23 protein-coding genes are annotated in these 22,665 nt (G+C 62.6%); 1 reads left to right on the plus strand and 22 read right to left on the minus strand.

Translation table 11 applies throughout. The features are described from left to right. Positions 1–8 precede the first annotated feature (8 nt). From serA to glmM, 5 genes are all read right to left on the minus strand, one after another. Positions 9–1,607, minus strand: a complete 1,599-nt coding sequence (serA, locus tag NKI54_RS13220; protein ID WP_352450817.1) for a phosphoglycerate dehydrogenase — start codon at positions 1,605–1,607, stop codon at positions 9–11. A 183-nt stretch (positions 1,608–1,790) separates the two neighbouring features. Beyond that, entirely contained in the window at positions 1,791–2,966 is a 1,176-nt protein-coding gene (locus tag NKI54_RS13225) for a phosphoserine transaminase (protein WP_352691668.1), read from the minus strand. A gap of 182 nt (positions 2,967–3,148) precedes the next feature. Continuing rightward, a complete protein-coding gene (locus NKI54_RS13230) occupies positions 3,149–3,898 on the minus strand; it encodes an outer membrane protein (RefSeq protein ID WP_352691672.1) in 750 nt (249 codons plus the stop codon). A gap of 232 nt (positions 3,899–4,130) precedes the next feature. Further along, positions 4,131–4,970 (minus strand): outer membrane protein, encoded by an 840-nt coding sequence (locus NKI54_RS13235; RefSeq protein WP_352454888.1) that lies wholly within the window; start codon positions 4,968–4,970, stop codon positions 4,131–4,133. A gap of 226 nt (positions 4,971–5,196) precedes the next feature. Continuing rightward, entirely contained in the window at positions 5,197–6,549 is a 1,353-nt protein-coding gene (glmM, locus tag NKI54_RS13240) for a phosphoglucosamine mutase (protein WP_031213285.1), read from the minus strand. Positions 6,550–7,423: 874 nt separating this feature from the next. On the opposite strand from glmM, the gene NKI54_RS13245 reads away from it, so the two are divergent. Continuing rightward, positions 7,424–8,086 carry a hypothetical protein gene (locus NKI54_RS13245; protein ID WP_502894515.1) on the plus strand — a complete coding sequence of 221 codons (663 nt, stop codon included), beginning with the start codon at positions 7,424–7,426 and terminating at the stop codon, positions 8,084–8,086. 250 nt (positions 8,087–8,336) lie between these two features. Here NKI54_RS13245 and ftsH read toward each other — a convergent pair whose 3' ends face one another. The 17 genes from ftsH to ruvC all read right to left on the minus strand — a co-directional run bounded on the left by ftsH (position 8,337) and on the right by ruvC (position 22,646). Then, a complete protein-coding gene (gene ftsH, locus NKI54_RS13250) occupies positions 8,337–10,262 on the minus strand; it encodes an ATP-dependent zinc metalloprotease FtsH (RefSeq protein WP_023677989.1) in 1,926 nt (641 codons plus the stop codon). Positions 10,263–10,367: 105 nt separating this feature from the next. Then, entirely contained in the window at positions 10,368–11,861 is a 1,494-nt protein-coding gene (tilS, locus tag NKI54_RS13255; protein WP_352691674.1) for a tRNA lysidine(34) synthetase TilS, read from the minus strand. Between the two features lie 54 nt (positions 11,862–11,915). After that, positions 11,916–13,025, minus strand: a complete 1,110-nt coding sequence (ybgF, locus tag NKI54_RS13260; protein WP_352634201.1) for a tol-pal system protein YbgF — start codon at positions 13,023–13,025, stop codon at positions 11,916–11,918. Between the two features lie 188 nt (positions 13,026–13,213). After that, the gene (gene pal / locus NKI54_RS13265; protein WP_023677992.1) at positions 13,214–13,720 is read right to left on the minus strand and encodes a peptidoglycan-associated lipoprotein Pal; all 507 of its coding nucleotides are present in this window, start codon (positions 13,718–13,720) and stop codon (positions 13,214–13,216) included. A gap of 221 nt (positions 13,721–13,941) precedes the next feature. Beyond that, complete coding sequence (locus tag NKI54_RS13270) at positions 13,942–14,319, minus strand: four helix bundle protein (protein ID WP_023677993.1); 378 nt, start codon at positions 14,317–14,319, stop codon at positions 13,942–13,944. A gap of 74 nt (positions 14,320–14,393) precedes the next feature. Further along, a complete protein-coding gene (tolB, locus tag NKI54_RS13275; protein ID WP_245274748.1) occupies positions 14,394–15,665 on the minus strand; it encodes a Tol-Pal system beta propeller repeat protein TolB in 1,272 nt (423 codons plus the stop codon). Positions 15,666–15,744: 79 nt separating this feature from the next. Further along, positions 15,745–16,902: a cell envelope integrity protein TolA gene (gene tolA / locus NKI54_RS13280; RefSeq protein ID WP_352569596.1), complete on the minus strand. Its 1,158-nt coding sequence runs from the start codon at positions 16,900–16,902 to the stop codon at positions 15,745–15,747. A 7-nt stretch (positions 16,903–16,909) separates the two neighbouring features. After that, positions 16,910–17,368 carry a protein TolR gene (tolR, locus tag NKI54_RS13285; RefSeq protein WP_352569595.1) on the minus strand — a complete coding sequence of 153 codons (459 nt, stop codon included), beginning with the start codon at positions 17,366–17,368 and terminating at the stop codon, positions 16,910–16,912. Positions 17,369–17,377: 9 nt separating this feature from the next. Beyond that, a complete protein-coding gene (gene tolQ, locus NKI54_RS13290) occupies positions 17,378–18,088 on the minus strand; it encodes a protein TolQ (RefSeq protein WP_023677997.1) in 711 nt (236 codons plus the stop codon). A gap of 296 nt (positions 18,089–18,384) precedes the next feature. Next, positions 18,385–18,855, minus strand: coding sequence for a tol-pal system-associated acyl-CoA thioesterase (gene ybgC, locus NKI54_RS13295; protein ID WP_023677998.1), 471 nt, complete (start codon positions 18,853–18,855; stop codon positions 18,385–18,387). A gap of 128 nt (positions 18,856–18,983) precedes the next feature. After that, on the minus strand, positions 18,984–20,024 hold the full coding sequence (gene ruvB / locus NKI54_RS13300; protein WP_352454896.1) for a Holliday junction branch migration DNA helicase RuvB: 1,041 nt from the start codon (positions 20,022–20,024) through the stop codon (positions 18,984–18,986). Continuing rightward, positions 20,021–20,425, minus strand: coding sequence for a type II toxin-antitoxin system VapC family toxin (locus NKI54_RS13305; protein ID WP_352634204.1), 405 nt, complete (start codon positions 20,423–20,425; stop codon positions 20,021–20,023). The genes ruvB and NKI54_RS13305 overlap by 4 nt, the downstream gene beginning before the upstream one ends. Then, positions 20,422–20,706: an AbrB/MazE/SpoVT family DNA-binding domain-containing protein gene (locus NKI54_RS13310; RefSeq protein ID WP_352569593.1), complete on the minus strand. Its 285-nt coding sequence runs from the start codon at positions 20,704–20,706 to the stop codon at positions 20,422–20,424. The genes NKI54_RS13305 and NKI54_RS13310 overlap by 4 nt, the downstream gene beginning before the upstream one ends. Before the next feature lie 67 nt (positions 20,707–20,773). Next, positions 20,774–21,394, minus strand: a complete 621-nt coding sequence (ruvA, locus tag NKI54_RS13315; RefSeq protein WP_352634206.1) for a Holliday junction branch migration protein RuvA — start codon at positions 21,392–21,394, stop codon at positions 20,774–20,776. A gap of 13 nt (positions 21,395–21,407) precedes the next feature. Further along, entirely contained in the window at positions 21,408–21,830 is a 423-nt protein-coding gene (locus NKI54_RS13320) for a type II toxin-antitoxin system VapC family toxin (RefSeq protein ID WP_023678002.1), read from the minus strand. Beyond that, positions 21,808–22,077: an AbrB/MazE/SpoVT family DNA-binding domain-containing protein gene (locus NKI54_RS13325; protein ID WP_352691677.1), complete on the minus strand. Its 270-nt coding sequence runs from the start codon at positions 22,075–22,077 to the stop codon at positions 21,808–21,810. The genes NKI54_RS13320 and NKI54_RS13325 overlap by 23 nt, the downstream gene beginning before the upstream one ends. A 56-nt stretch (positions 22,078–22,133) precedes the next feature. Further along, positions 22,134–22,646: a crossover junction endodeoxyribonuclease RuvC gene (ruvC, locus tag NKI54_RS13330; RefSeq protein WP_352634210.1), complete on the minus strand. Its 513-nt coding sequence runs from the start codon at positions 22,644–22,646 to the stop codon at positions 22,134–22,136. Positions 22,647–22,665 lie beyond the last annotated feature (19 nt).

A 22,665-nucleotide genomic window follows, 5' to 3' on the forward strand; every position in this document is an offset into this window, starting at 1 on the left:
ACCGAATTTCAGGCTATCCCCACATCGAAATGCAGCCGCTTGGCGGAGTCGATCGACTTGTGCGAGCGCACCTGCGCCAACACGTTTTCCGGGAACGGCGCATCGAGATAGAGCAATGCGATGGCATCGCCGCCCGGCCGGTTGCGGCCGAGCTGGAAGTTGGCGATGTTGACGCCGTTCTCGCCGCACACCGTGCCGAGCAGGCCGATGATGCCGGGCGCGTCGGCATTGGTCGTGTAGAGCATGTGCTGGCCGACCTCGGCGTCGAGATTGATGCCCTTGATCTGGATGAAGCGCGGCTTGCCGTCCGAGAAACAGGTGCCGGCGATCGAGCGCGTCCTGTGCTCGGTCTTGACCGTCAGCTTGATATAGCCGTCGAACACGCCCGACTTGTCACGCTTGACCTCGGCGACGATGATGCCGCGCTCCTTCACCATGATCGGCGCCGACACCATGTTGACGTCGGAGACCTGCGGCCGGATCAGCCCGGCAAGGGTGGCACTGATCAGCGCGCGCGTGTTCATAGTCGCGGTCGAGCCGTCGAACAGTATCTCGACCTCCTTGATCGGATCCTCGGTGACCTGTCCGACAAAGGCGCCGAGCACTTCGGCAAGCTTGACGAAAGGTTTCAGCCGCGGCGCCTCTTCGGCGGTGATCGACGGCATGTTGATGGCGTTGGAAACGGCGCCCTTGATCAAATAGTCGGACATCTGCTCGGCGACATGCAGGGCGACATTCTCCTGCGCTTCGGTGGTCGACGCGCCGAGATGCGGCGTCGCCACGACATTCTCCATGCCGAACAGTGCGTTGTTGTCCGCCGGTTCGACCTCGAACACGTCGATGCCGGCGCCGGCCACCTTGCCGCTCTTCAGCGCCGCGATCAGGTCGGCCTCGACGATCAGCCCGCCACGGGCGCAGTTGATGATACGCACGCCGGTCTTCATCTTGGCGATCGCCGCGGCGTCGATGATGTTGCGCGTCTTGTCGGTAAGCGGCGTGTGCAGCGTGATGAAGTCGGCGCGGGCGAACAGCTCGTCGAGCTCGACCTTTTCGACGCCGAGCTCCTCGGCGCGGCTGTCCGACAGGAATGGATCGAAGGCGATGACATGCATCTTCAGGCCGACGCCGCGCGTAGCGACGATCGAACCGATATTGCCGCAGCCGATGATGCCCAGCGTCTTGCCGGTGATCTCGACACCCATGAAGCGGTTCTTTTCCCATTTGCCGGCATGCGTCGAGGCGTTGGCCTCCGGTATCTGGCGGGCCAGCGCGAAGATCATGGCAACGGCATGCTCGGCGGTGGTGATCGAATTGCCGAAGGGCGTGTTCATCACGATGATGCCCTTGCGGCTCGCCGCCGGTATGTCGACATTGTCGACGCCGATGCCGGCGCGGCCCACGACCTTCAGCCTGGTCGCAGCATTGATCAGCTTCTCCGTGACCTTGGTCGCCGAGCGGATGGCCAGCCCATCGTACTGGCCGATCACTTCTAGCAGTTTTTCCTTGTCCTTGCCGAGATCCGGCAAATAGTCGACCTCGATGCCGCGATCCCTGAAGATCTGCACGGCGGTGGTGGAAAGTTTGTCTGAGACGAGAACGCGGGGCATTGGCTTGGTCCTTTGCGATTGGCGTCCCTCCCCCTTGAGGGGAGGGTCGGCGCGGAGCGCCGGGGTGGGGTCGTTGCGGCCGGATGCGGCCAAATCTTTTTCTTTCTGGATGGCGGATCGTTGAGCGGGTGGAGGCGACCCCACCCGGCCCTTCGGGCCACCCTCCCCTCGAGGGGGAGGGAGTCAGGCCGCCGCTTTGAGCGACGCCTTTTGCGCGGCAAAGGCCCAGTCGAGCCAGGGCAGCAGCGCTTCGAGATCGGAGGTCTCGACTGTCGCGCCGCACCAGATGCGCAGGCCGGGCGGTGCATCGCGGTAGGCGCCGATGTCGTAGGCGACGCCTTCCTTGTCGAGCACCGAGACAATCGCCTTGGCGAACGCAGCCTGTCCATCGGCGTCGAGTGCAGCGACTTGCCGGTCGGTGAAGGAAAGGCAGACCGATGTGTTCGAACGCGTCGCCGGGTCTACGGCAAGATGGCCGAGCCAGGAAGATTTTCCGACAAAGCGATCGAGAACGGCGGCATTGGCATCCGCTCTGGTGACCAGCGCGTCGAGGCCGCCGATCGACTTCGCCCAACGCAGCGCGTCGAGATAGTCCTCGACGCACAGCATCGACGGCGTGTTGATCGTCTCGCCCTTGAAGATGCCTTCGATCAGCTTGCCGCCCGAGGTGAGACGGAAGATCTTCGGCAGTGGCCAGGCCGGTTTGTAGCTTTCCAGGCGTTCCACGGCGCGCGGGCTGAGGATCAGCATTCCGTGCGCGCCCTCACCGCCCAGCACCTTCTGCCAGGAGAAGGTGACAACGTCGAGTTTCCTGAAATCGAGCTGTTGCGCAAAGGCCGCCGAAGTAGCGTCGCAGATGGTCAGGCCCTTGCGGGTGGCCGGGATGAAATCGCCGTTGGGCACGCGCACACCCGACGTCGTGCCATTCCAGGTGAAGACCACGTCGCGGTCGAAGTCGATTTTGGTCAGGTCCGGCAGTGCGCCGTAGTCCGCCTCTAACCTGCGAACATCGGCGAGCCTCAGCTGCTTGACCACATCGGTGACCCAGCCGGAGCCGAAGCTCTCCCAAGCGACCATGTCGACGCCGCGTTCGCCGAGCAGCGACCACAGCGCCATTTCGACCGCGCCGGTATCCGAGGCCGGCACGATGCCGATGCGGTAATCCGCCGGAACCTGGAGGATTTCCCGGCTCAGTTCGATCGCTTGTTCGAGCTTGGTCTTGCCGATCTTGGCGCGGTGCGAGCGCCCGAGCGCGGCATTTTTGAGCGCCTCGACCGACCAGCCGGGGCGTTTTGCACAGGGACCTGAGGAAAAATTGGGATTTGCCGGACGGAATCCGGGCTTCGTATGCGTGGTCATCGTGGTCTATCCTTCCAGATAGTGGCCCCTCGTTGGGGAGGGGTGGCCCACGGATGGCGATATGCGTTCAGGCTTTCGGCGTCAAGGGGAAAGTTTTTGTCGCTGTCAGGATATTGCCGGGGGCCAAACGCAAACGGCGGGCCTGCGACCCGCCATTGTCAACGCCTCGGCTTCGATCGAGCCTACCAGAGATCGTAGCGTAGTCCGACTTTGACTTGATGATTGTTGATCCCTTTGCGGATCGGAAAAGAAGTCAGACTCTCGGCAGTCACATATTCGGCGTCTGGCGCGGAAAAATACTGATAGCCCAGATCGACTGAGACGTTCTTGGACACTTGGTACGCAAGCCCGGCATTCAGCGTGTAGGCGAAGGAGTACTGGGTCTTGTTGTCATGCCGGACGAAATCGTCGGTGGGGTCGGCGTTGTCGGTGAAGTAGCTCGCCGACAGGCGACGCTTGCTCTGCACGACACCGACACCGGCGCCGAGATAAGGTGTGATTCCGACATAGGTGCCAAGGTCGACATAGCCGTTGAGTATGCCTGAGAAGGCATAGTTCTTCAGGGTCGCCGATGCCACGGTCGTTCCGTCGTTATAGCCGACGTCGATCTTGTTGCCGGGAAGATAGCCGACATTGAGATCGGCGCGCAGATAGTCATTGAAATGGTAGCCGAAGCCGATGCTGGCGAAGATGGGATCTTCCTTTTCGTCGAAGCTCGCAGGCGTGAAGGCGAAATCCTTATCCTTGAAGCTCTTCTGCACCAGATAGGAGACATCGCCGCGCAGATACCATCCCGAGCCAACCTCGACCGGTACATAGTCGGGCGCCTGGTCGACATAGACCGGCGGTTCGTAATCGGCGCCAAGCGCCGGCGTCAGCGGCACCAGGACGACTGCTGCAAGCGCCAGTGCTACAGGCGATTTGAATGTCATGGTCCTCGGCTCCCGAACTTGGCGCATTCGCGATCGCGCGCCGTTTCAGACAGCATTGTTAACCATAGTGGTTAAGTGCGGGTTAAGGATAACAAGGCGTTAGCAATTGATTTGATCCGTTTTCGCTCCTCGAGCTGGACGGTGTTACAGGGCAACGCAGCATCTTTAGGCAGCCAAACGAAACCGCCCGGCATCAGCCGGGCGGTCGACGAATTCCTCGATTTCGAAGCGACTACTTCGTGTAGACCGGCTCGGGTTCCGGGACGTAAGGCTCCGGCGGCGCGCAGTCCGACCTGCCGAACTGGTAGCGCAGGCCGCCGCGCACTTCGTGCACGTTGATGCCGCGGTCATAGCCCGGGCCGACATTGCTATCCGAAGCGTAGTCGAACATCTTGCCGCCATTGATGTGGCTGAAGCGGTAGCCGACGTCGAGTTTGACGCGGTCGGTCAGGCAGTAGGAGGCGCCCGCCATGGCAGCATAGGCAAAACGCCAGCCTTTGCCGCCGTGATGCTCGAACTCGCCGTCATCGTCGACGTTGTGGAGTGTATCCCACTTAACCCAGGCGCCGCCGATGCCGGCACCGACATAAGGCGTGACGCCATGCCAGGTGCCGATGTCGACATAGGCGTTGGCCAAGAGCAGCAGCGCCGAATAGGACGAGGTGTCGACGGATGTGCAAGGGGTTTGTAATACGCCGCAGAAGCCGTTGGTCGAGCCGCGGAATTTGGACTTGCTCATCCAGTCCAAGGTGAGATCGGTGCGGAAATGCTCGTCGATCTGGTAACCAACACCGCCGCCGGCCGAGAAGGCGCCATCCAGCTTGCCTGTATCGAACTTGCCGGGACTCTGGGGCGCCACACCGTAGGTGATGTAGTCGCCACCACGAAACTTCGACCAGTGATAGTCGATGTCGCCACGGATATACCAGCCGCCAAAGTCGGCCGGCTGCTCGTAGGCAACCGGTGGCGGCGCCTCCTCGACGACGGGCGGCTCGACGAAATCGGCGGCGAATGCCGGCCCGGCGCCGGCAAACAGCGCGGCCAGGAGAGCCATTCTTGCTGTGTTGAACATGCTTATCACCCCTGAGAACCCTCGAACGGCGAACGCGCCCGAAATGTGATTGACTTCAGTTGTGGATAATGAATCGGAAAGGTTAAAAGGCGTTTAACCGTATTGATTAACCACGAATCTCTAAAAGTGGAGCAATCTGGCGGCCGTTGCTGCAGGCGGAGCTGGCCGCGACCCAATAAAAAAGCCCGCCGGCAAGGCGGGCTTTTGAGCCGATATTGGAGGGAGATCAGGCGGCGCTGCGCGTTTCCGAAATGACCTCGACGATGTCGTTGACCACGGACTCGACAAGCTGCGGGTCGTCGCCCTCCGCCATGACGCGGATGAGCGGCTCCGTGCCGGATGGCCGGATGACCAGGCGCCCGGCCTTGCCGAGGCGATTGCGCGCATCTTCGATCGCCGCCTTGACCGGCGCCTCCTCCAGCGGCTTGCCGCCGGAAATATGCACATTCTTCAAAAGCTGCGGCACCGGCTCGAATTTCTTCGACAGTTCGCTGACCGGCCGGTTATGCCGCTTGATGCAGGCGAGCACCTGGAGCGCCGAGACGAGCCCGTCGCCGGTAGTCGAGAAATCGGACAGCACGATGTGGCCCGACTGTTCGCCGCCGACATTGAGCCCATGGGCACGCATGTGCTCGACGACATAGCGGTCACCGACCTTGGTGCGATGCAACTGCAGGTTCATGTCGCCGAGGAAGCGTTCGAGGCCGAGATTGGACATCACCGTCGAGACGACGCCGCCGCCGGCCAGCCGTCCGCTCTGGTGCCAGGACTCGGCGATCAGTGCCATGATCTGGTCGCCATCGACGATCGCGCCGTTTTCATCGACGATGACGACGCGGTCGGCATCGCCGTCGAGCGCAATGCCGATATCGGCGCGCACCTCGTGCACCTTCTTTTGCAGGCCGGCCGGATGAGTCGAGCCGCATTCCTTGTTGATGTTGAAGCCGTTGGGCTCGACATTGATGGCAACGACCTCGGCGCCGAGTTCCCACAGCGCGTCGGGCGCCACCTTGTAGGCGGCGCCATTGGCGCAATCGACGACGATGCGCAGGCCCGACAGCGACATCGAGCGCGGCAGCGTGCGCTTGGCGAATTCGATATAGCGGTCATGCACGCCGTCGACGCGTTTGGCGCGGCCGAGCCCATCGGAATCGGCGAGCGCCAGTTCGATATCCTTGTCGAGCATCCCCTCGATACGCTCCTCGATCTCATCGGACAGCTTATAGCCATCGGGGCCGAACAGCTTGATGCCGTTGTCGTAATAGGGGTTGTGCGAGGCAGAGATCATCACGCCGATATCGGCGCGCAGCGAGCGCACCAGCATGGCAACAGCCGGCGTCGGAATCGGGCCGAGCAGGAAGACATCCATGCCGGCGGCGCACAGGCCGGATACCATCGCGTTCTCGATCATGTAGCCGGAAAGCCTGGTATCCTTGCCGAGCACGACGCGGTGGCGGTGGCTGCCGCGCTGGAAGGAGAGGCCGGCGGCCATGCCGACCCGCATGGCGACCTCCGCCGTCATTGGAAACTTGTTGGCGCGCCCACGAATGCCGTCCGTACCGAAATAATGTCCTGCCATGTTCGCCAGCTTCCCGATGGTTCTTTCCGAGCATCTCATGCCATAAAATGGCCCAAGCCCCGTCATCACATTGTATGATTATGGACGACCAATCCTTAGAAAATTATTGTTTTGTGTGTTTTGCGTCACGCTAGTGTGTTGATTTTCAAGTTCCGAGCCCTTGTTGCGGCAGCAGCATCAGAAACGTCAACTCAAACCTCATCTGTATCCTTTGGTCTGTGGCAGTGTGGCCTTGAACCCGAATCCGCATCGTGCTGCTCCAGACAGCGGTAGGCTCAGGTCCGCCGCACGCGCCGATTTGACTGGCTGTCATGCGACGCAGTGTCCTCGCTGGGAACCAGCCATATGCGCGCTCTCCGTGCAATGCACCCGGACGAACTTGGCCGGGAGACAGTCCCGGCAACGAATTCATCACCTTAAAGAAAAGAATGCACTTCTAAATTTGTCTCTACGCTACTTAGCATCTGGCGCAACCAGCCGTTGAGCGCTATTGCTGCACTGGGACATATCATGAACCGCCGTAGGGAGAACAAGCATGCTCATCCACCGACTTGCCACTTTGACGGGTCTTGCCGTCGCGACCTTATTCCTGGCGGCGCCTGCCAATGCGCTGACCATGGCCGAGTGCAGCACCAAGTATAACGCGGCCAAGGATGCGGGAACGCTTGGCGGGCAGAACTGGAACCAGTTCCGCAAGGCCCAATGCGGCACCGATGCCACCGCCGCTACAACCGAACCCGCGCCAGCCAAAGCCACTGCCAAGGCCGCCGACACGACCAAGGCAGCCGCCGCCGACGATGCGGCGCCGGGCCTGACGGCGAAGGAGTGCAGCACCAAATACCAGGCCGCCAAGGCTGCCGGCACGCTCAACGGCATGAAGTGGAACGACTTCCGCAAGACCCAGTGCGCCGCCGGCGCGACGGCAGCCGCACAACCCGCCGCCACGACCAAAGCACCGGCGGCCAGCAGCGATGACGCGGCGCCTGGGCTGACGGCCAAGGAATGCAGCACCAAATACCAGGCCGCCAAGGCTGCCGGCACGCTCAACGGCATGAAATGGAACGACTTCCGCAAGAGTGAATGCGCCGCCGGCGCAACTGCAGCCGCACAGCCTGCCGCGGCACCTGCCAAGGCGACGACAGCCGCCGCGACCGATACCGGCAAAGGCCTCAGCATGGCGGATTGCAGCGCCAAATATCAGGCTGCCAAGGCCGGCAACACGCTGAATGGCATGAAGTGGAACGACTTCCGCAAGAGCCAATGCGGCGCCGGCGCAGCCGACGACGACACCCTGCCGGCTCCCGATGCCAAGTACACCGGCGATCCGCAACCGCCGACCATCACCGCCCCCCAGGGCGTGAAATTCCCGACGGCGATCTCCAAGAAGTATGCAACCGAGACCCCGGCCAAGGGCCGCATGCACACCTGCCTCGACCTCTACTACGCCAACAAGGACGCCAACACGCTGGGCGGCCTCAGGTGGATCCAGAAAGGCGGCGGCTTCTACAGCCTCTGCAACGCCAAGCTGAAGAGCTGACCGGCGCCACCATCCGACGACATGAGCCCGCGAGCCGCAAGGTTCGCGGGCTTTTTTTGCTGCCGAACACGTGCGAGGAGCGCCATCCGCGCGCAAGCGGCGCCGCTGCCAATCTGCCCCTCGTGGGGGAGATTGGCCGTCATCGTCACTTTCGCCAATTTCCAGCGATGCAGGAAGGGTCGCATTCCCCAAGAGAAAACGCCGCGTTAGAGCCGCGGCGTTTCGAAGTCGATCTCTCCTGGGCCGGAGCCTAGCTTGATGGCTGGGGTTCCATGCCGCCTTCGGGCTCGGGGCCCTTCTTGCGGCGGCCGGACTTCGGCACGGCCGAGCCGCGGCTCGGCGGCGTGTCGTCGCCAAGGTCGCGCGCGGGCTTATTGCCGGCGATCAGCTGCTTGATCTCCTCGCCGGACAGCGTCTCGTATTCGAGCAGGCCCTGCGCCAGCGCGATCCATTCCTTCTTTTTCTTGGTCAGGATGGACCTTGCCGTCGAATAGGCCTCGTCGATCAGCCGGCGCACTTCGGCGTCGATGATCTGCGCCGTCTCTTCCGAGATGTTCTGCGTGCGCGCCACCGAATGGCCGAGGAACACCTCCTCCTGGTTGTCGCCATAGGCGACATGGCCGAGCTTGTCGGAGAAGCCCCAGCGCGTCACCATGGCACGCGCCAGCTTGGTCGCCTGCTCGATATCGGAGGAGGCGCCGGAGGTGATGTTCTCCTTGCCGAACTTGAACTCCTCGGCGACACGGCCGCCCATCATGATGGCGAGGCGCGAGATCATGTATTTGTAGCTCATCGAATAGCGGTCGCCTTCCGGCAGCTGCATGACCATGCCGAGTGCCCGGCCGCGCGGGATGATGGTCGCCTTGTGCAGCGGATCGGCCGACGGCACGTTGAGCGCCAGGATGGCATGGCCGGCCTCGTGATAGGCGGTCAGCTCCTTCTCCGCCTGCGTCATCGCCGACGAGCGGCGCTCGGCGCCCATCATGATCTTGTCCTTGGCGTCCTCGAATTCGGCCATGGTGACGAGGCGCTTGTTGCGCCGCGCCGCCATCAGGGCGGATTCGTTGACCAGGTTCATCAGATCGGCGCCGGAAAAGCCCGGCGTGCCGCGCGCGATCACCTTGAGGTCGACATTGGGCGCCAGCGGCACGTTGCGCACATGCACTTTCAGGATCTTCTCGCGGCCGACGATGTCGGGGTTCGGCACCACCACCTGGCGGTCGAAGCGGCCCGGCCTCAGCAGCGCCGGATCGAGCACGTCTGGCCGATTGGTGGCGGCGATCAGGATGATGCTTTCGTTGGATTCGAAGCCATCCATCTCGACCAGCAGCTGGTTCAGCGTCTGCTCGCGTTCATCATTGCCGCCGCCGAGGCCGGCGCCGCGATGGCGGCCGACCGCGTCGATTTCGTCGATGAAGATGATGCAAGGCGCGTTCTTCTTGGCCTGGTCGAACATGTCGCGGACGCGGCTTGCGCCGACGCCGACGAACATCTCGACGAAGTCCGAGCCCGAAATGGTGAAGAACGGCACGTTGGCTTCACCCGCGACCGAGCGGGCGAGCAGCGTCTTGCCGGTTCCGGGAGGACCGACGAGCAGCACGCCGCGCGGGATCTTGCCGCCGAGCCGCTGGAATTTCTGCGGGTCGCGAAGGAACTCGACGATCTCTTCCAGATCTTCCTTGGCTTCGTCGACGCCGGCGACATCCTGGAAGGTGACGCGGCCATGTGCTTCGGTCAAAAGCTTGGCCTTCGACTTGCCGAAGCCCATGGCGCGGCCGGACCCGGACTGCATCTGGCGCATGAAGAATATCCAGACGCCGAGGATGAGGATCATCGGCAGCCAGGAGATCAGGGTGCCGAACAGCGAATTGGAGCCGTCGGACTCAGGACGCGCATTGATGGTGACGTTCTTGTCCTGCAGCCGCGAAACCAGCGACGGGTCCCCAGGCGAATAGGTCTGGAAGCCGTTGGAACTGTCCGTATAATTGCCGGAGATACGGGCGCCGGCAATGGTCACCGACTTGATCCGTCCCGCCGCGACTTCCTGCAGGAACTGCGAATAGGGAACATCGCTCGAGGCTCCACGCGTCTGCGGCGTCTGGAAAAGATTGAAGAGAGCGATGAGCAGGACCGCTATGATCGCCCAGAGCGCGAGGTTGCGATAATTCGGATTCATCAATTGTCCCGTTGGCGCCGCTGGGCGGACACGCGTCGTGAGAGGAAACTTGGCCCTAACATAGGGAGAGCGTTCCCCCTTGCCAAGCATAACAGCAGGTCTCGGTTAAGCATTCGCCCGTGGTAGGCCGGCACTGTGGCCACCGAATGGCGAGGCTGGAACCGGCGCCGCGCCAAGCAAGGCGGCGACGGCATCGGCCGGCGCCAGATCGAAGGACGGCAGGAAACGGGCGAAGGGCGCGACTGCCGGATATGCGGCGACAGCCGCCGGCATCGGGCCTTCCCCGGGCAAACCCGGGCCTTCCCCGAGCAAACCAAGGCATTCGCCATCCTGCCATAGCGCCGGCTCGGCGGCCAAGGCGGCACGTACAAGGCTTGCCGGCGTGCCACGCCCTTCAATTGCCCGCTTTGCGGCAAGAGCCGCCCCGAGCGGTGCTACCAACAGCGGCGCGATCAACAATGCACCTGAACTGTCGCCCAATGTGATCCGTCTGCGGCAGTCCCAAAGCGCATTGCCGGAAAGCGCAACAGCGGGCGGCAGATCCCGCAATTCGCGGTGCAGAAAGATGCCGGTACGCCGGGCATCGATCACGGTCCGCGACAATGTGGCACAAAGCGGCCCAGTGCGGAACCGGCCGAAAAGGGCTTCGCTGCGGGCCTGGTCGGGAAGGAAGGCGGTGCCGCCGGTCGCCGCCAGCAGGATGCGCAGCGCATAAATGGCCGCCCGGCTGTCGGCGGCTGTCGCAAAATCCCGATCGAGGCGGACGAGGCCGGCGGCCGGCCTGGAGGCCAAGCTGCGGATCAGCATGGCCGCGCGATGTCCTAACTGCTCACGCTCGGCCGCCGCCTTTCTGGCCAGCGCTATCGCTTCAGCCACGCGAGGCGTACCATCGCCTTCGGCAAGTGCTGCGCGGACGCGCGGCCGCTCGAAAGCGGTGTCGGCATTGGTCGGATCTTCGATCCAGGCAACCTGTTCACGCCGCAGGAATTCGCGCAGCTCAGCACGCCTTATGCCGAGCAGCGGCCGCACGATCCAGTGCCGCCACTCGTAGAGGGTTGCCGGCGCCATGCCGGCAAGGCCCCGCCCTTCGTCGCGCGGCCCGTCGTCGCTTTGCCCTTCATCACTTGCCCCTCCATCACTTGCCTGCTGGTCACGTGCCCACTCGTCACGCGCCCACTCGTCGCGCGCTTGCCGCATCAGCACGGTCTCGGCCTGGTCGTCGGCGGTGTGCCCGGTCAGGATCAGGCCGATGCCTGCCGCTTCGGCGGCCTCGGCGAGCAGCCGGTAGCGCGCCTCGCGCGCGGCGGCGGGCAGGCCGGTCGATGGTTTGTGCCCCGACCAGGCGAGGATGCGATGGGCAATGCCGCGCGCCGCGCACAGCCTGGCCACGGCTTGCGCTTCCGCTGCCGCTTGCGGCCGCAATTGGTGATCGATCGTCACCGCCAGCAATTTCGTTGCCGTGGCGTTACGGTCGAGATGGGCTTTGAGGAGGAGGAGGAGGGCGGTCGAGTCGCTGCCGCCGGACACGGCTGCAACAGCGCCGTTGGAAAAGTCGATCTGCGAAAAATCCGAAAGGTCAGGCTCGGTGTCGAGCGTCATGCATGTCGTCCAAAAGTGGACCCGGTTTTGGGGCAACGACATGCAACAGAAATACTAGCACGCCGCGAGCGCCCTTTCCTGCTTGACTCGCTCCTTGAGCGCGCCGGAAATATCGGGGTAGCGCTTGCCGATCTCGCTGAAGGTGGCACAGGCCACGTCGCGCTGCTTCAGCCCGACCAGTGAAACGCCGAGCTTCAGCAGCATGTCCGGCGCTTTCTTGGCCTTGGGATAGTCCTTGCTGGCAGCGAGGAAAGTCTCGGCCGCATCGCGGTATTTCTGCTGGCCGAGCAGCGATTCACCGAGCCAGTAATGCGCGTCCGCCGCCTTGGCGTCTCTGGGAAAACGGGCGATATGGTCGCGGAAACCCTGTTCGGCGGTGCTGTAGTCGCCCGACAGGATGAACTGGTAAGAGTTGCGGTAAAGCTCCTCCGGATCGTTGGTCGACGGGAGTGCCGCGACCACCGTATCGTCGGATTTACCGGCCTTGTTGCCGGCTGCGCTGGCGCCGTTGGCTGGGGCCGTATTCTGCTCCGGCGCATTCGCCTGCGCATTGCCGTCGGCTTCGACGACATTGCCGTTTTTGTCGACGGTGATGGTGCCGAACGTCTTGGGCGGCGCGCCGGGGATCAGCTTGCCGGGATCGCCGCTGGGCGATTCGACGATGACGTCCTCGACGCTCTTGTCGCCGTCTGCCGCCTTGCCCGCATCGGCCGGAGCCGGCGTCCCCGGCGCCTCCGCCACGTTACTGTCGCCGCTGGGGCTGTCGCTGCTAGGCGCCGCCTCGGACTTCTTCTGCTCGGCCGGCTGCTGCGCGCCTTGCGGACCGCCTTCCAACTGCTGGAAGCGGAATTCGTTGTCTTCCTGCTGCTTGCGGATCTGCTCCTGCATCTGCAGGACCTGGAAATTGAGTTCCTCGATCTTGCCATTCATCTGCCGGAGCTGTTCCTCCAGCGCCGGAGTGCCGGTGCCATCCTGTTGCGCGAATTGAACCTGATCCGGCTTTTTCTTTTCGCCGAAAATGCCGGGCAGTTTGATCGTCGGCAGGTGGAAGGAAAAACCGCTTTCCGATGACTGCCCGGTGCCGTTTGCCCCGTCAGCAAGTGCCGCGATACTTGATACGAGCAGCAGCGCAAGCGTGCCGCTCAAGACCGATCTGAAATGCATGTGCCTCTCGCCGTGAAACCATTGTTGCGCGCCTCTCATTCGAAGTAGACCAGTCAACCGGGGACTAGCCAGACGCTCTCGGCTCTTAACAGGACGTGAGACTTCGGCCAAATTTTGTTTGGAGCGAGCAGATATGAAAAAGGCGGCCTTTTGGCCGCCTTTCGCACCAAGTGTTGCATTTATGCCGATCAAGAACCGGCGCCGCCCAGTGTGGTTACGGCGCGGCGGTTCTGCGACCAGCAGGAGATGTCGTCGCAAACCGCGACCGGACGCTCCTTGCCGTAGGAAATGGTCTTCAGGCGCTGCGCCGAAACACCCTTGGCGACCAGGAAGTCGCGTGTGGCGGCAGCACGGCGGGCGCCGAGCGCCAGATTGTATTCGCGCGTGCCGCGCTCGTCGGCATGGCCTTCGATGACGATGGCATACTGCTTGTACTGGTTCAGCCACTGCGCCTGGCGCGACAGCGTCGTCTGCGCATCGGCGCGGATCGAGGACGAATCGGTATCGAAGAAGATGCGGTCGCCGATGTTGACGGTAAAGTCCTGGGCCGACCCGGGCGTTGCCGCGCCGGCGCCGTTGAGGCCGAGATCGGCGGCGCTGTTCGGCGTCTTCTTCGAGGCGCAACCGGTGATCGCGAGCATAGCGACCAGCGCGATCATGACCGGGTTTGTGGTAAGTGCTGCGATACGGCCCATGCCGCCTCTCCTTCGCAATTCGAGTGATTTCATTGATCGTCCAGTAACCACGTTTGGGTTAACCGGCGCTCAAGAAACACGGTTAAAATTTGGTTTCGGCTGCCGTCCGCAACCGTTCTGCCGAGGGGCGACAATGAGCGCGGACCGTAGGCGGAAATGCGGCCAAAACATGAAAAAGAGGGAATTGAGGAACTGAAGAACTGAGGAATTGAGGAAAGAGATCACCTCAGCTTCTCTCTGAGATTGACCAGCATTCCGTAGATGCGGGCATAGGATTGCAACCAATCGTCGCGTTGCGCCTGTGTGATGTACTCGAGGTCGAACGCATACGAAATCCAGGTCTCCACCTCACTGCATGATCCTATGGCCATCGAAATGAAGCGTGCGAATTCGGGCTTGGAGTGAGTCTGTTTGGCAAAGCCTTCGGCCAAATTGGCGCAGATCGCCTTGCTGGAACGACGTAGTTGATCGGCGAGCGCGTATTGCTCCATTTTCGGAAAAGCAAGCGTGGCTCTGTGTACCCCAAGGGAAACCGCATAGGCACGCTTATAGACTTCTAAATCCCTCGCGTGCTCGATGTAGACCCCTGCCTTCTCCATTCTTCAGTTCTTCAACTCTTCAGTTCTTCAACTCGTCAGTTCGTCAGTTCTTCAATTCCTCAGTTCTTCTTCCATCACTCCAGCAGCGGCGACCAGGCCGGATCCGAGGCGAAGTTCGCCGTCGGGATCGACTGTTCGTTGCGGCCGGTGAGATCGACCGAAACAAGTTTTGGTCCGCCATTGGAATCGCGGAAGAACATTAGCACCCGGCCGTTGGGCGCCCAGGTCGGCCCTTCCTGCTGAAAGCCGGTGGACAGGATGCGCTCACCCGAACCGTCGGTGCGCATGACGCCGATCTGGAATTCGCCGCCGGTCTGCTTGGTGAAGGCGATGAGATCGCCGCGCGGCGACCACACCGGCGTCGAATAGACGCCGTCGCCGAACGAGATGCGGGTCTGGCCCGAGCCGTCGGCGCCCATCACATAGATCTGCGCGCGGCCGCCGCGATCCGAGGTGAACACCACCTTGCTGCCGTCAGGCGAGTAGGACGGTGAGGTATCGATGGCGGTCGAGTTGGTGAGCCTGGTCGTCGAGCGGCTTCTCAGATCCATGGCGAAGATGTTGGAATTGCCGTCATCGCGCAGCAGGCTCATGATCACCTTCTGGCCGTCGGGCGAAAAGCGCGGCGCAAACGTCATGCCGGGGAAATTGCCGACCAGCTCGCGCTGCCCCGTCTCGATCTGCAGCAGGTACACCCGCGGCTGACCGCTTTCATAGGACATGTAGGTGATTTCCTGCCGGTTCGGCGAGAAGCGCGGCGTCAGCACGATCGATTTGCCGTTCGAGAGATAGCGGACGTTGGCGCCGTCCTGGTCCATGATGGCAAGCCGCTTCTTGCGCGCATTCTTGGCACCGGACTCATCGATGAAGACGACGCGCGTGTCGAAATAGCCCTTCTCGCCGGTCAGCCGCTCGTAGATCGCATCGGCGATGATATGGGCGACGCGCCTGGTATTGGCGTCGTTGGCGAAGAACTGCTCGCCCGACATCTGCTGGCCGGCAAACGTGTCCCACAACCGGTACTGGGCGCGAATGCGGCCGTCAGCCTCCTTGCCGACACTGCCGGTGACCAGCGCCTGCGCATTGATCACCTTCCAGTCTTCGAAGCGCGGCGTGGCATCCGGATTCGAGATCTTTTCAATGAAAGCGCTTTTGTCGATCGGCGCGAACAGGCCGGAGCGTTTCAGGTCGGCACTGACGATGCCGGAAATCTCGGCGCCGAGGGCATCGCCGCCCTGGAAGTCCGTGATGGCGATCGGCAACGGCTCGACATTGCCCTTATTGACGTTGAGCTCAACGAGCGCCCGCGCCGGCAGGGTGACAGCAACGGTCATACCCAGCGCCATCGCTGCGATCGTCAGGAGCGGCTTGAGGATGGATTTCATGTCTTCTCGCTTCTCTTCGCTGATTCTGTGGGAGCCGGGCCTAAAGACCGAGCATCTCCCTGGGGTCAAAAGTGACCCGAACGTCGGACCAGATGTCTTGCTTGCCCGCTGGAACCTGCAGGCCGGCCACATCGCATTTCTGAACCGCGCGCACTGCGCTTTCGTCAAACGGGCGGTTTCCGCTCGACTTTTCAACGCTCGGCCGGCCATCCAGCTTGCCGGAGGCGTCCAGATTAAACCGGACCACGACGACGAAATTCTCCGAACCCTCGAGCCCTGCCGGAAGCGTCCAGCAACCACCAAGCTGGGCCTCCAATGCCCCTTGCTCCGATTTCGAAAGCTTCTGGCCCTGATCCTTCTCGCCTCCGAGCGATGCCTGCTGGGTCGAGCGCTTGGCGCCGCCGCCCGACGGCTTGCGCTTGTCGAGCAAAGCCGAAATCTCGTCGGCGTTGAATTGCTTGTCGTCCGATTTCGGCTTGGATGAGGCTTCCTTGACCGGCTTGTCGGCGTCCTTGCGCTCCGGTGCCTTGGCGCTCTCGGCCTGGGCCGGCTGCGGCTTTGGCCGAGCCTCGGGTGCTGGCGCCGAGTCCGGAAGCTGCGCCTCCTCGGTTGGCGGTTGCTTGGCAATCGCCTCGGCGACGGCATCCGGCTTGACCTCGGGCTGCGGATCGATCGCGGCAGTCTTGTCCTGCGGCGGCGTGGGCGTCGGCTCCTTGGCCGGCGTCGGCTTGGGCTCGGTCTGCTTGACAGGTTCGGGCTTGACCTCTTCCTTCGGCTGCGGCACCGGCGCCACCTCCGTAGCGGGAATAGGCTTCGGCTCTTCCTTCGGCTTCGGCACGTCCTCGGGCTTGGGCTTTTCGACCGGCGTCGGCGCGGGTGGCGGAGCCGCCGTCATGTCGACTGGCTGGGGCTTGGGCTCAGGTGTCGGCGGCTTGTCGGTGTCGACGCTGTTATCGCCGACTTTCTGGGCATCGGGAACGATGTCGGGACGCTGCGTCGGTACCGGCGCCGGCTTGTCGTGCATTACAGCCTTCTTGTCGCCTTGCAGGACCTGTGCCGTCGCTTCCATCGGCACGATCTCGACCGACACCGATTCCGCATCGGACGCAGGCATCGCGGGCGGCGAGGACAACGTGAACAGCCCGAAGGCGATCGCCACCGTATGCAAGATCACCGATGTGGTGAGGCCGGTCCTCATCTTGCGTCTACTGATCCTGTTCCTGCAGTGAAACCAGGCCGATATTCTTGTAGCCAGCAGCCGAGATGCGGGCCATCACCTTCATGGCAGTGCCATAGTCGGTGGACTTGTCACCCCTGATGAAAATGCGCTCTTCATAGCCGGTCTTCGAGATCGCCTGCAGCTTTGCCACCAGCTCCTCGATCGGGATCTCGGTTTCCTGGAGGTAGATCTGACCGGCCGAGTTGATGGACACGGTTATAGGCTGCGTATCGGCGTTCATCGCTTTGGCCTGGGTATCCGGCAGGTCGATCGGCACGCCGACCGTCAGCAACGGCGCCGCGACCATGAAGATGATCAGCAGCACCAGCATCACGTCGACCATCGGCGTGACGTTGATCTCCGATATCAAGGCGTGATGGCGGCCGCGCCGCCTGTGGCCGCGCCCGCCGCGTCCTCCGCCACCTGCGCTTACGGACATTCCCATGATCGTTCCTCAGGCCTTCTGCGCGACTTTTTCATCGATTTGGCGCGAGAGTATGGCGGAGAACTCATCCGCGAACCCTTCCATGCGCACCGCGATCTTGCTCGCGTCGGACGACAGCTTGTTGTAGGCGATGACGGCTGGGATGGCGGCGAGCAGGCCGATGGCCGTCGCCAGCAGCGCCTCGGCGATGCCGGGCGCGACCACCGAGAGGCTGGTGTTCTTCGAGGCGGCGATCGCCTGGAACGAGGTCATGATGCCGATAACCGTGCCGAACAGGCCGATGAAGGGCGCCGCCGAGCCGGTGGTGGCGAGAAAGCCGAGCCGCCCTTCAAGCTTTTCCATTTCACGGGTCAGCGCCAGATCCATCGCCTTGTCGATGCGGGTCTGCAGGCCGAGCGGCGATTTCGCGCCCTTCTCGAAGCTTTTCTTCCATTCGCGCATGGCGGCGACGAAGATCGCGCTCATGCCGGTCGTCTTGCGGTCGGCGAGCGTGCGGTAAAGTTCTTCCAGCGACTGTCCCGACCAGAACACCTGTTCGAAGCGGTTGAGCGCCAGCCGCATGCGGGCATAGGCGACGAGCTTGTCGACGATGATCGCCCAGGTCCAGATCGAGGCACCAAGCAGCCCGATCATGACCAGCTTGACCACCCAACCGGCCTGCATGAACAAGGCCCAAATCGATAAATGCGCGCCCGGTTCGGCGAGAGCGATGTTTTCCATGTTACGTCCTTAAAGATTTTCCGGGCGTGGCTGGCGGCTGGCCCATGGGCATCCCTTGTGGTCCGTTCGCGTTAGGCTTGCGGAATAACCCCAAATGCACCGTTGGCGGCCTTTTCGGGGCAAATATTGGTGAAAGGAAGGCGCTTGGATTCTCCCAATCTTAACCAATCCCTTCATGGACCGTTATGGTTAAGGATGGGTTAGGACGTACAGCGCGGCGCATTGCCGCGCCCTGATAGGCCGCCTCGCGATTCTGGCCTGGACCGGGAGCTCCGGGATCGTCCGCCTCTGAACCTTTATTTGCGCGTTCTGGGCATGAAGGCTGCGATCCAGTCCTTGGGAAAGCGCCGCGGCCGCCCGTTCTCGCCGACGATCGCCGCTTCGACACGCGCCTCGACCAGCACTTCGCTGCCGCGCTTCAACTGTTGCGCCATGACGATGCGGGCGCCGGAAATCTCGTCGGTGCGCGTATCGATGGTCAGGATGTCGTCCATGCGGGCCGAACCGCGGAAGTCGATCTCCATGCGCCGCACCACCCAGACTATTTTCTCGCCATGCTTGCCGTCGGCAAGCTCGGTGTGGTGGACGCCGGCCAGCCGCAGATAGTCGGAACGGCCGCGCTCGAAGAATTCGAGATAGCGCGCGTGGTAGACGACGCCGGAAAAATCGGTGTCTGCATAATAGACCCGCGCCATCAGTCGATGGCCGAATTCCGTCAGCGCGCCGGAAAGTCCGGCGGACAATGCCGATTCACCGTGATCGTCCATTGCGCTGTCCTTTTGGCCCGACAGGCCCTGTTTCAAGCAACACCTGTTTTGCGCATAGACCGGCGATGATCAAGACCTGGAGGGCTGGGCCGGGGAACTGCCAGCACCGAAGCCATAAGCAGCGGAACTTACGGCTCTTCCTGGAACAGGCTGATCTGCTGCTGCGCCAGGTCCTTCGGCGCGTCGAGGCCGAGATGCCGCCAGGCATTGGCCGCCAGCACGCGGCCGCGCGGGGTGCGCATGATGAAGCCTTGCTGGATCAGAAAGGGCTCGATGATGTCCTCGATGGCATCGCGTGGCTCGGAAAGCCCGGCCGCGATGGTCTCGATGCCGACCGGCCCGCCGCCGAAATTCCGGGCGATCATCGACAGATAACGGCGGTCGAGCGCGTCGAGGCCGAGCCCGTCGACCTCCAGCCGCGTCAGCGCCTCATCGGCGATCTTGCGGTCGACATGGCCGTCGCCGGCTACGCTGGCGAAGTCGCGCACCCGGCGCAACAGTCGGCCGGCGATGCGCGGCGTGCCGCGCGCCCGCCGGGCGATCTCCAAAGCACCGTCGTCGCCGAGCGGCATGGCAAGGATGCGGGCGCCGCGCCGCACGATCTGCTCGAGTTCCTCGACCGAGTAGAAATTGAGCCGCACCGGAATGCCGAACCGGTCGCGCAGCGGGTTGGTCAACAGGCCGAGCCGGGTGGTGGCGGCGACAAGCGTGAAGCGGGCAAGGTCGATCTTGACCGAGCGCGCCGCCGGCCCCTCGCCGATGATCAGGTCGAGCTGGAAATCCTCCATCGCCGGATAGAGGATTTCCTCGACCGCCGGGTTGAGCCGGTGGATCTCGTCGATGAACAGCACGTCGCGGTCTTCGAGGTTGGTGAGCAGCGCCGCGAGATCACCGGCCTTGGCGATGACCGGACCCGAGGTCGAGCGGAAATTGACGCCAAGCTCGCGCGCCATGATCTGCGCCAGCGTCGTTTTGCCGAGGCCAGGCGGGCCAACGAACAGCACATGGTCGAGCGCTTCGCTGCGCCCCTTAGCGGCTTCGATGAAGACTTTGAGATTGGCCCGCACCGCCGCCTGGCCGACAAAGTCGCCAAGCGTCTGCGGCCGCAAGGTCTGCTCGGCGTCCTCGCCGCGTCTGTCGGGAGCAATGAGGCGTGGCGAAAGGCTCATGCGAGCAGTTCCATACCGGTAATGGACCTTGCAGTCCGCTGGTCGAACGTGACCGTATGCGAGCAACCGAAATTTCGATTGTGCTCGGCTATCAGCGCATTAGCAAAGTCGACCTGGCTCGAATTCGATCGTTCGAGCGCGATCACGATGGCATCGAAATCCTCAAACACCAGCGTCTTGATCTTGAGCAATCTCTGGATCGCGGCCAGTATCTGCTCCTTTGGCTGCCGGTAACGCGAAAGCAGTGACCAACTGAATTCCACCAGCACAATCAAACTCACAAAGCCGAGCTTGTCGCCGCTGAGGCTCTTACCGAAGGCGAGAGCCTTGGCCTGTTGCTCGGCATCATCGTTCAGCACCATTCGAAGCAGAACGTTAGTATCGATACCTATCGACGTCACGCGTCGCCCTCTTTTCCGCCCTGTGGCTTGTCACCAACAACGTGCTGGCCTACGGCCTCCCTCACAGCCGCATCGATCTCTTCCAGGGAAGCGGGACCGCCGGGTGGATCGCCGAGAAATCCGGCTAGGTCGGCGAAGTCGAGATTGCGCGGCGTCCCGACCAAATAGCCATCCATCACCGTCCAGGCGATCGTGTCGCCCGTCTTGAGCGACAAGGCGTCGCGGACGTCCTTTGGAATCGTGAGCTGTCCCTTGGAGGTCAGACTGGCATATGCGCCCATATTCTTACTCCTGCAAAAAATTCTTACCGATCAGATAGTAGTTGGAATTTCACTTTCCAGCAACGTCTCAGCGTGCCAGCTCCTTCAGCCCGAAGCGGATCAGCTTCGACGCGTCCGCCTCTTCGCCTGCCGTCCTCAGCGCCGCCGCCACCGCATTGGCGGCGGTGTCGCGCGAATAGCCGAGATTGACCAGCGCCGAGACGGCGTCGGTGATCGGCGCCGAGGCGACGCCCTCGCCGAGCTCCTGCTTCAGGCTGATGGTGCCCGAGGCAGTGCCCGCATAGGCCGGCGCCTTGTTCTTCAATTCGGTGACGATGCGCTCCGCCACCTTCTTGCCGACGCCCGGCGCACGGCTGACCATGGCGATATCGCGCAACGCAATCGCATTGGCGAGATCGGCCGGCGCCAGCGTCGACAGGATGGCCAGCGCCACCTTGGCGCCGACGCCTTGCACATTGTTCATCAACAGCCGGAACCATTCGCGCTCCAGCACCGACTGGAACCCATAGAGCCGCAGCATGTCCTCGCGCACATAGGTCTCGATGAACAGCACGACCGCCTCGCCCGGCCGCGGCAATGCCGCCAGCGTGCGCGCCGAGCAGTAGGCGACATAGCCGACGCCATGCACGTCGACGATGCAGAAATCCTCGTCGATCTCATCCAGCGTGCCTTTTAGCTTGCCGATCATTTGAGCGTGCCGATCATGCCGGGTGGGTTTCCGGAGAGATGATATCGAGGTCCGGGAAATAGCCGCGATAGCGCGCAGCATTGCGCGTCAGCAGGCGATGCCCAGCGACAACCGCATGGGCTCCAATAAAAAAATCCGGCAAGGTTCGTTCGCGAATGCCGCCGGCGCGGCGATAGCGCGAGTGCGTGACACCAGCGAGGAAGGCTGCTTCCCACGGCAGAAATTCGCGATCCATCTTGAGCATGTCGGCTGCTTGACGAAGAGCCTGTTCGGTCGCAATCAACGGCGCGAGCTCGGACCAGACGATTGCATTGATTACGAGTGCGCCGTCGCGCCGGCATGCGGTAATCGCGGATGCCGACCATTTCGTCTCCCGTCCGGCAGGACCCCAAACGTCGATCAAGACATTTGTGTCAATCAATGTCGAGATCTTCACGTGGGCCCCTCAGCCATTCCACATATTCATCCGCCGTCAAGCCTCCCAGATCCAGCGTACCGGCCATACCATCGAGCATCTGGCTGAATCTGCGCGAGGCTTCCTCCTCCGACATGTTTTCGTCGACGGCTATGACACGAGCCCCGTCCTCGGTGGGGACGAACTCCACCTCCGAGCCCGGGCCGATACCCAGATGATCCCGTATTTCCTTCGGGATGGTCACTTCGCCCTTGGTGGTAACGCGCATGGTAATACCTCGTTGGTATTACTTATTGCCCACTGGAGAACAAGTCAAGAACATACTTATCCGGCCAGCGCCGCCATCCTGTAGGCGATGCTCTGCCGGTGATGCGCGTGACAGATGGCGATGGCCAGCGCATCGGCGGCGTCGTCGGTGTCGAAAGTCGCCTTCGGCATCAGCACCTTGACCATCATGTGGATCTGTTTCTTGTCGCCATGGCCGACGCCGATCACCGCCTTCTTGACAGCGTTTGGCGCATATTCGGCAACGACAAGGCCGGCACGCGCCGGCACCAGCATGGCGATGCCGCGTGCCTGGCCGAGTTTGAGCGTCGCTGCGGCGTCCTTGTTGACGAAAGTTTGCTCGACCGCCGCCTCGTGCGGCATCGCGGCATGCAGGATCTCGGCGAGCCCGTCATGCAATTGGCAAAGACGCAGCGCCAGGGCGGCCTTGTCGTCGGACCGCACCGTGCCGGAAGCGACGAAGCGCAGCGAATTGCCGAGGCTTTCGACTATGCCCCAGCCGGTGCGCCTCAGCCCTGGATCGATGCCGATGATGCGAATCGCTTCCCCCATCCGTCAACTTTAACCCCGG

The organism is Mesorhizobium sp. M0663, assembly GCF_040320585.1.
GTDB lineage: Bacteria > Pseudomonadota > Alphaproteobacteria > Rhizobiales > Rhizobiaceae > Mesorhizobium.

Coding starts and splice junctions, on each gene's coding strand:
- serA (WP_352450817.1), bottom strand. CDS start 1,607: ATGCCCCGCGTTCTCGTCTCAGACAAACTTTCCACCACCGCCGTGCAG.
- NKI54_RS13225 (WP_352691668.1), bottom strand. CDS start 2,966: ATGACCACGCATACGAAGCCCGGATTCCGTCCGGCAAATCCCAATTTT.
- NKI54_RS13230 (WP_352691672.1), bottom strand. CDS start 3,898: ATGACATTCAAATCGCCTGTAGCACTGGCGCTTGCAGCAGTCGTCCTG.
- NKI54_RS13235 (WP_352454888.1), bottom strand. CDS start 4,970: ATGTTCAACACAGCAAGAATGGCTCTCCTGGCCGCGCTGTTTGCCGGC.
- glmM (WP_031213285.1), bottom strand. CDS start 6,549: ATGGCAGGACATTATTTCGGTACGGACGGCATTCGTGGGCGCGCCAAC.
- NKI54_RS13245 (WP_502894515.1), top strand. CDS start 7,424: ATGAAGTGGAACGACTTCCGCAAGACCCAGTGCGCCGCCGGCGCGACG.
- ftsH (WP_023677989.1), bottom strand. CDS start 10,262: ATGAATCCGAATTATCGCAACCTCGCGCTCTGGGCGATCATAGCGGTC.
- tilS (WP_352691674.1), bottom strand. CDS start 11,861: ATGACGCTCGACACCGAGCCTGACCTTTCGGATTTTTCGCAGATCGAC.
- ybgF (WP_352634201.1), bottom strand. CDS start 13,025: ATGCATTTCAGATCGGTCTTGAGCGGCACGCTTGCGCTGCTGCTCGTA.
- pal (WP_023677992.1), bottom strand. CDS start 13,720: ATGGGCCGTATCGCAGCACTTACCACAAACCCGGTCATGATCGCGCTG.
- NKI54_RS13270 (WP_023677993.1), bottom strand. CDS start 14,319: ATGGAGAAGGCAGGGGTCTACATCGAGCACGCGAGGGATTTAGAAGTC.
- tolB (WP_245274748.1), bottom strand. CDS start 15,665: ATGGCGCTGGGTATGACCGTTGCTGTCACCCTGCCGGCGCGGGCGCTC.
- tolA (WP_352569596.1), bottom strand. CDS start 16,902: ATGAGGACCGGCCTCACCACATCGGTGATCTTGCATACGGTGGCGATC.
- tolR (WP_352569595.1), bottom strand. CDS start 17,368: ATGGGAATGTCCGTAAGCGCAGGTGGCGGAGGACGCGGCGGGCGCGGC.
- tolQ (WP_023677997.1), bottom strand. CDS start 18,088: ATGGAAAACATCGCTCTCGCCGAACCGGGCGCGCATTTATCGATTTGG.
- ybgC (WP_023677998.1), bottom strand. CDS start 18,855: ATGGACGATCACGGTGAATCGGCATTGTCCGCCGGACTTTCCGGCGCG.
- ruvB (WP_352454896.1), bottom strand. CDS start 20,024: ATGAGCCTTTCGCCACGCCTCATTGCTCCCGACAGACGCGGCGAGGAC.
- NKI54_RS13310 (WP_352569593.1), bottom strand. CDS start 20,706: ATGGGCGCATATGCCAGTCTGACCTCCAAGGGACAGCTCACGATTCCA.
- ruvA (WP_352634206.1), bottom strand. CDS start 21,394: ATGATCGGCAAGCTAAAAGGCACGCTGGATGAGATCGACGAGGATTTC.
- NKI54_RS13325 (WP_352691677.1), bottom strand. CDS start 22,077: ATGCGCGTTACCACCAAGGGCGAAGTGACCATCCCGAAGGAAATACGG.
- ruvC (WP_352634210.1), bottom strand. CDS start 22,646: ATGGGGGAAGCGATTCGCATCATCGGCATCGATCCAGGGCTGAGGCGC.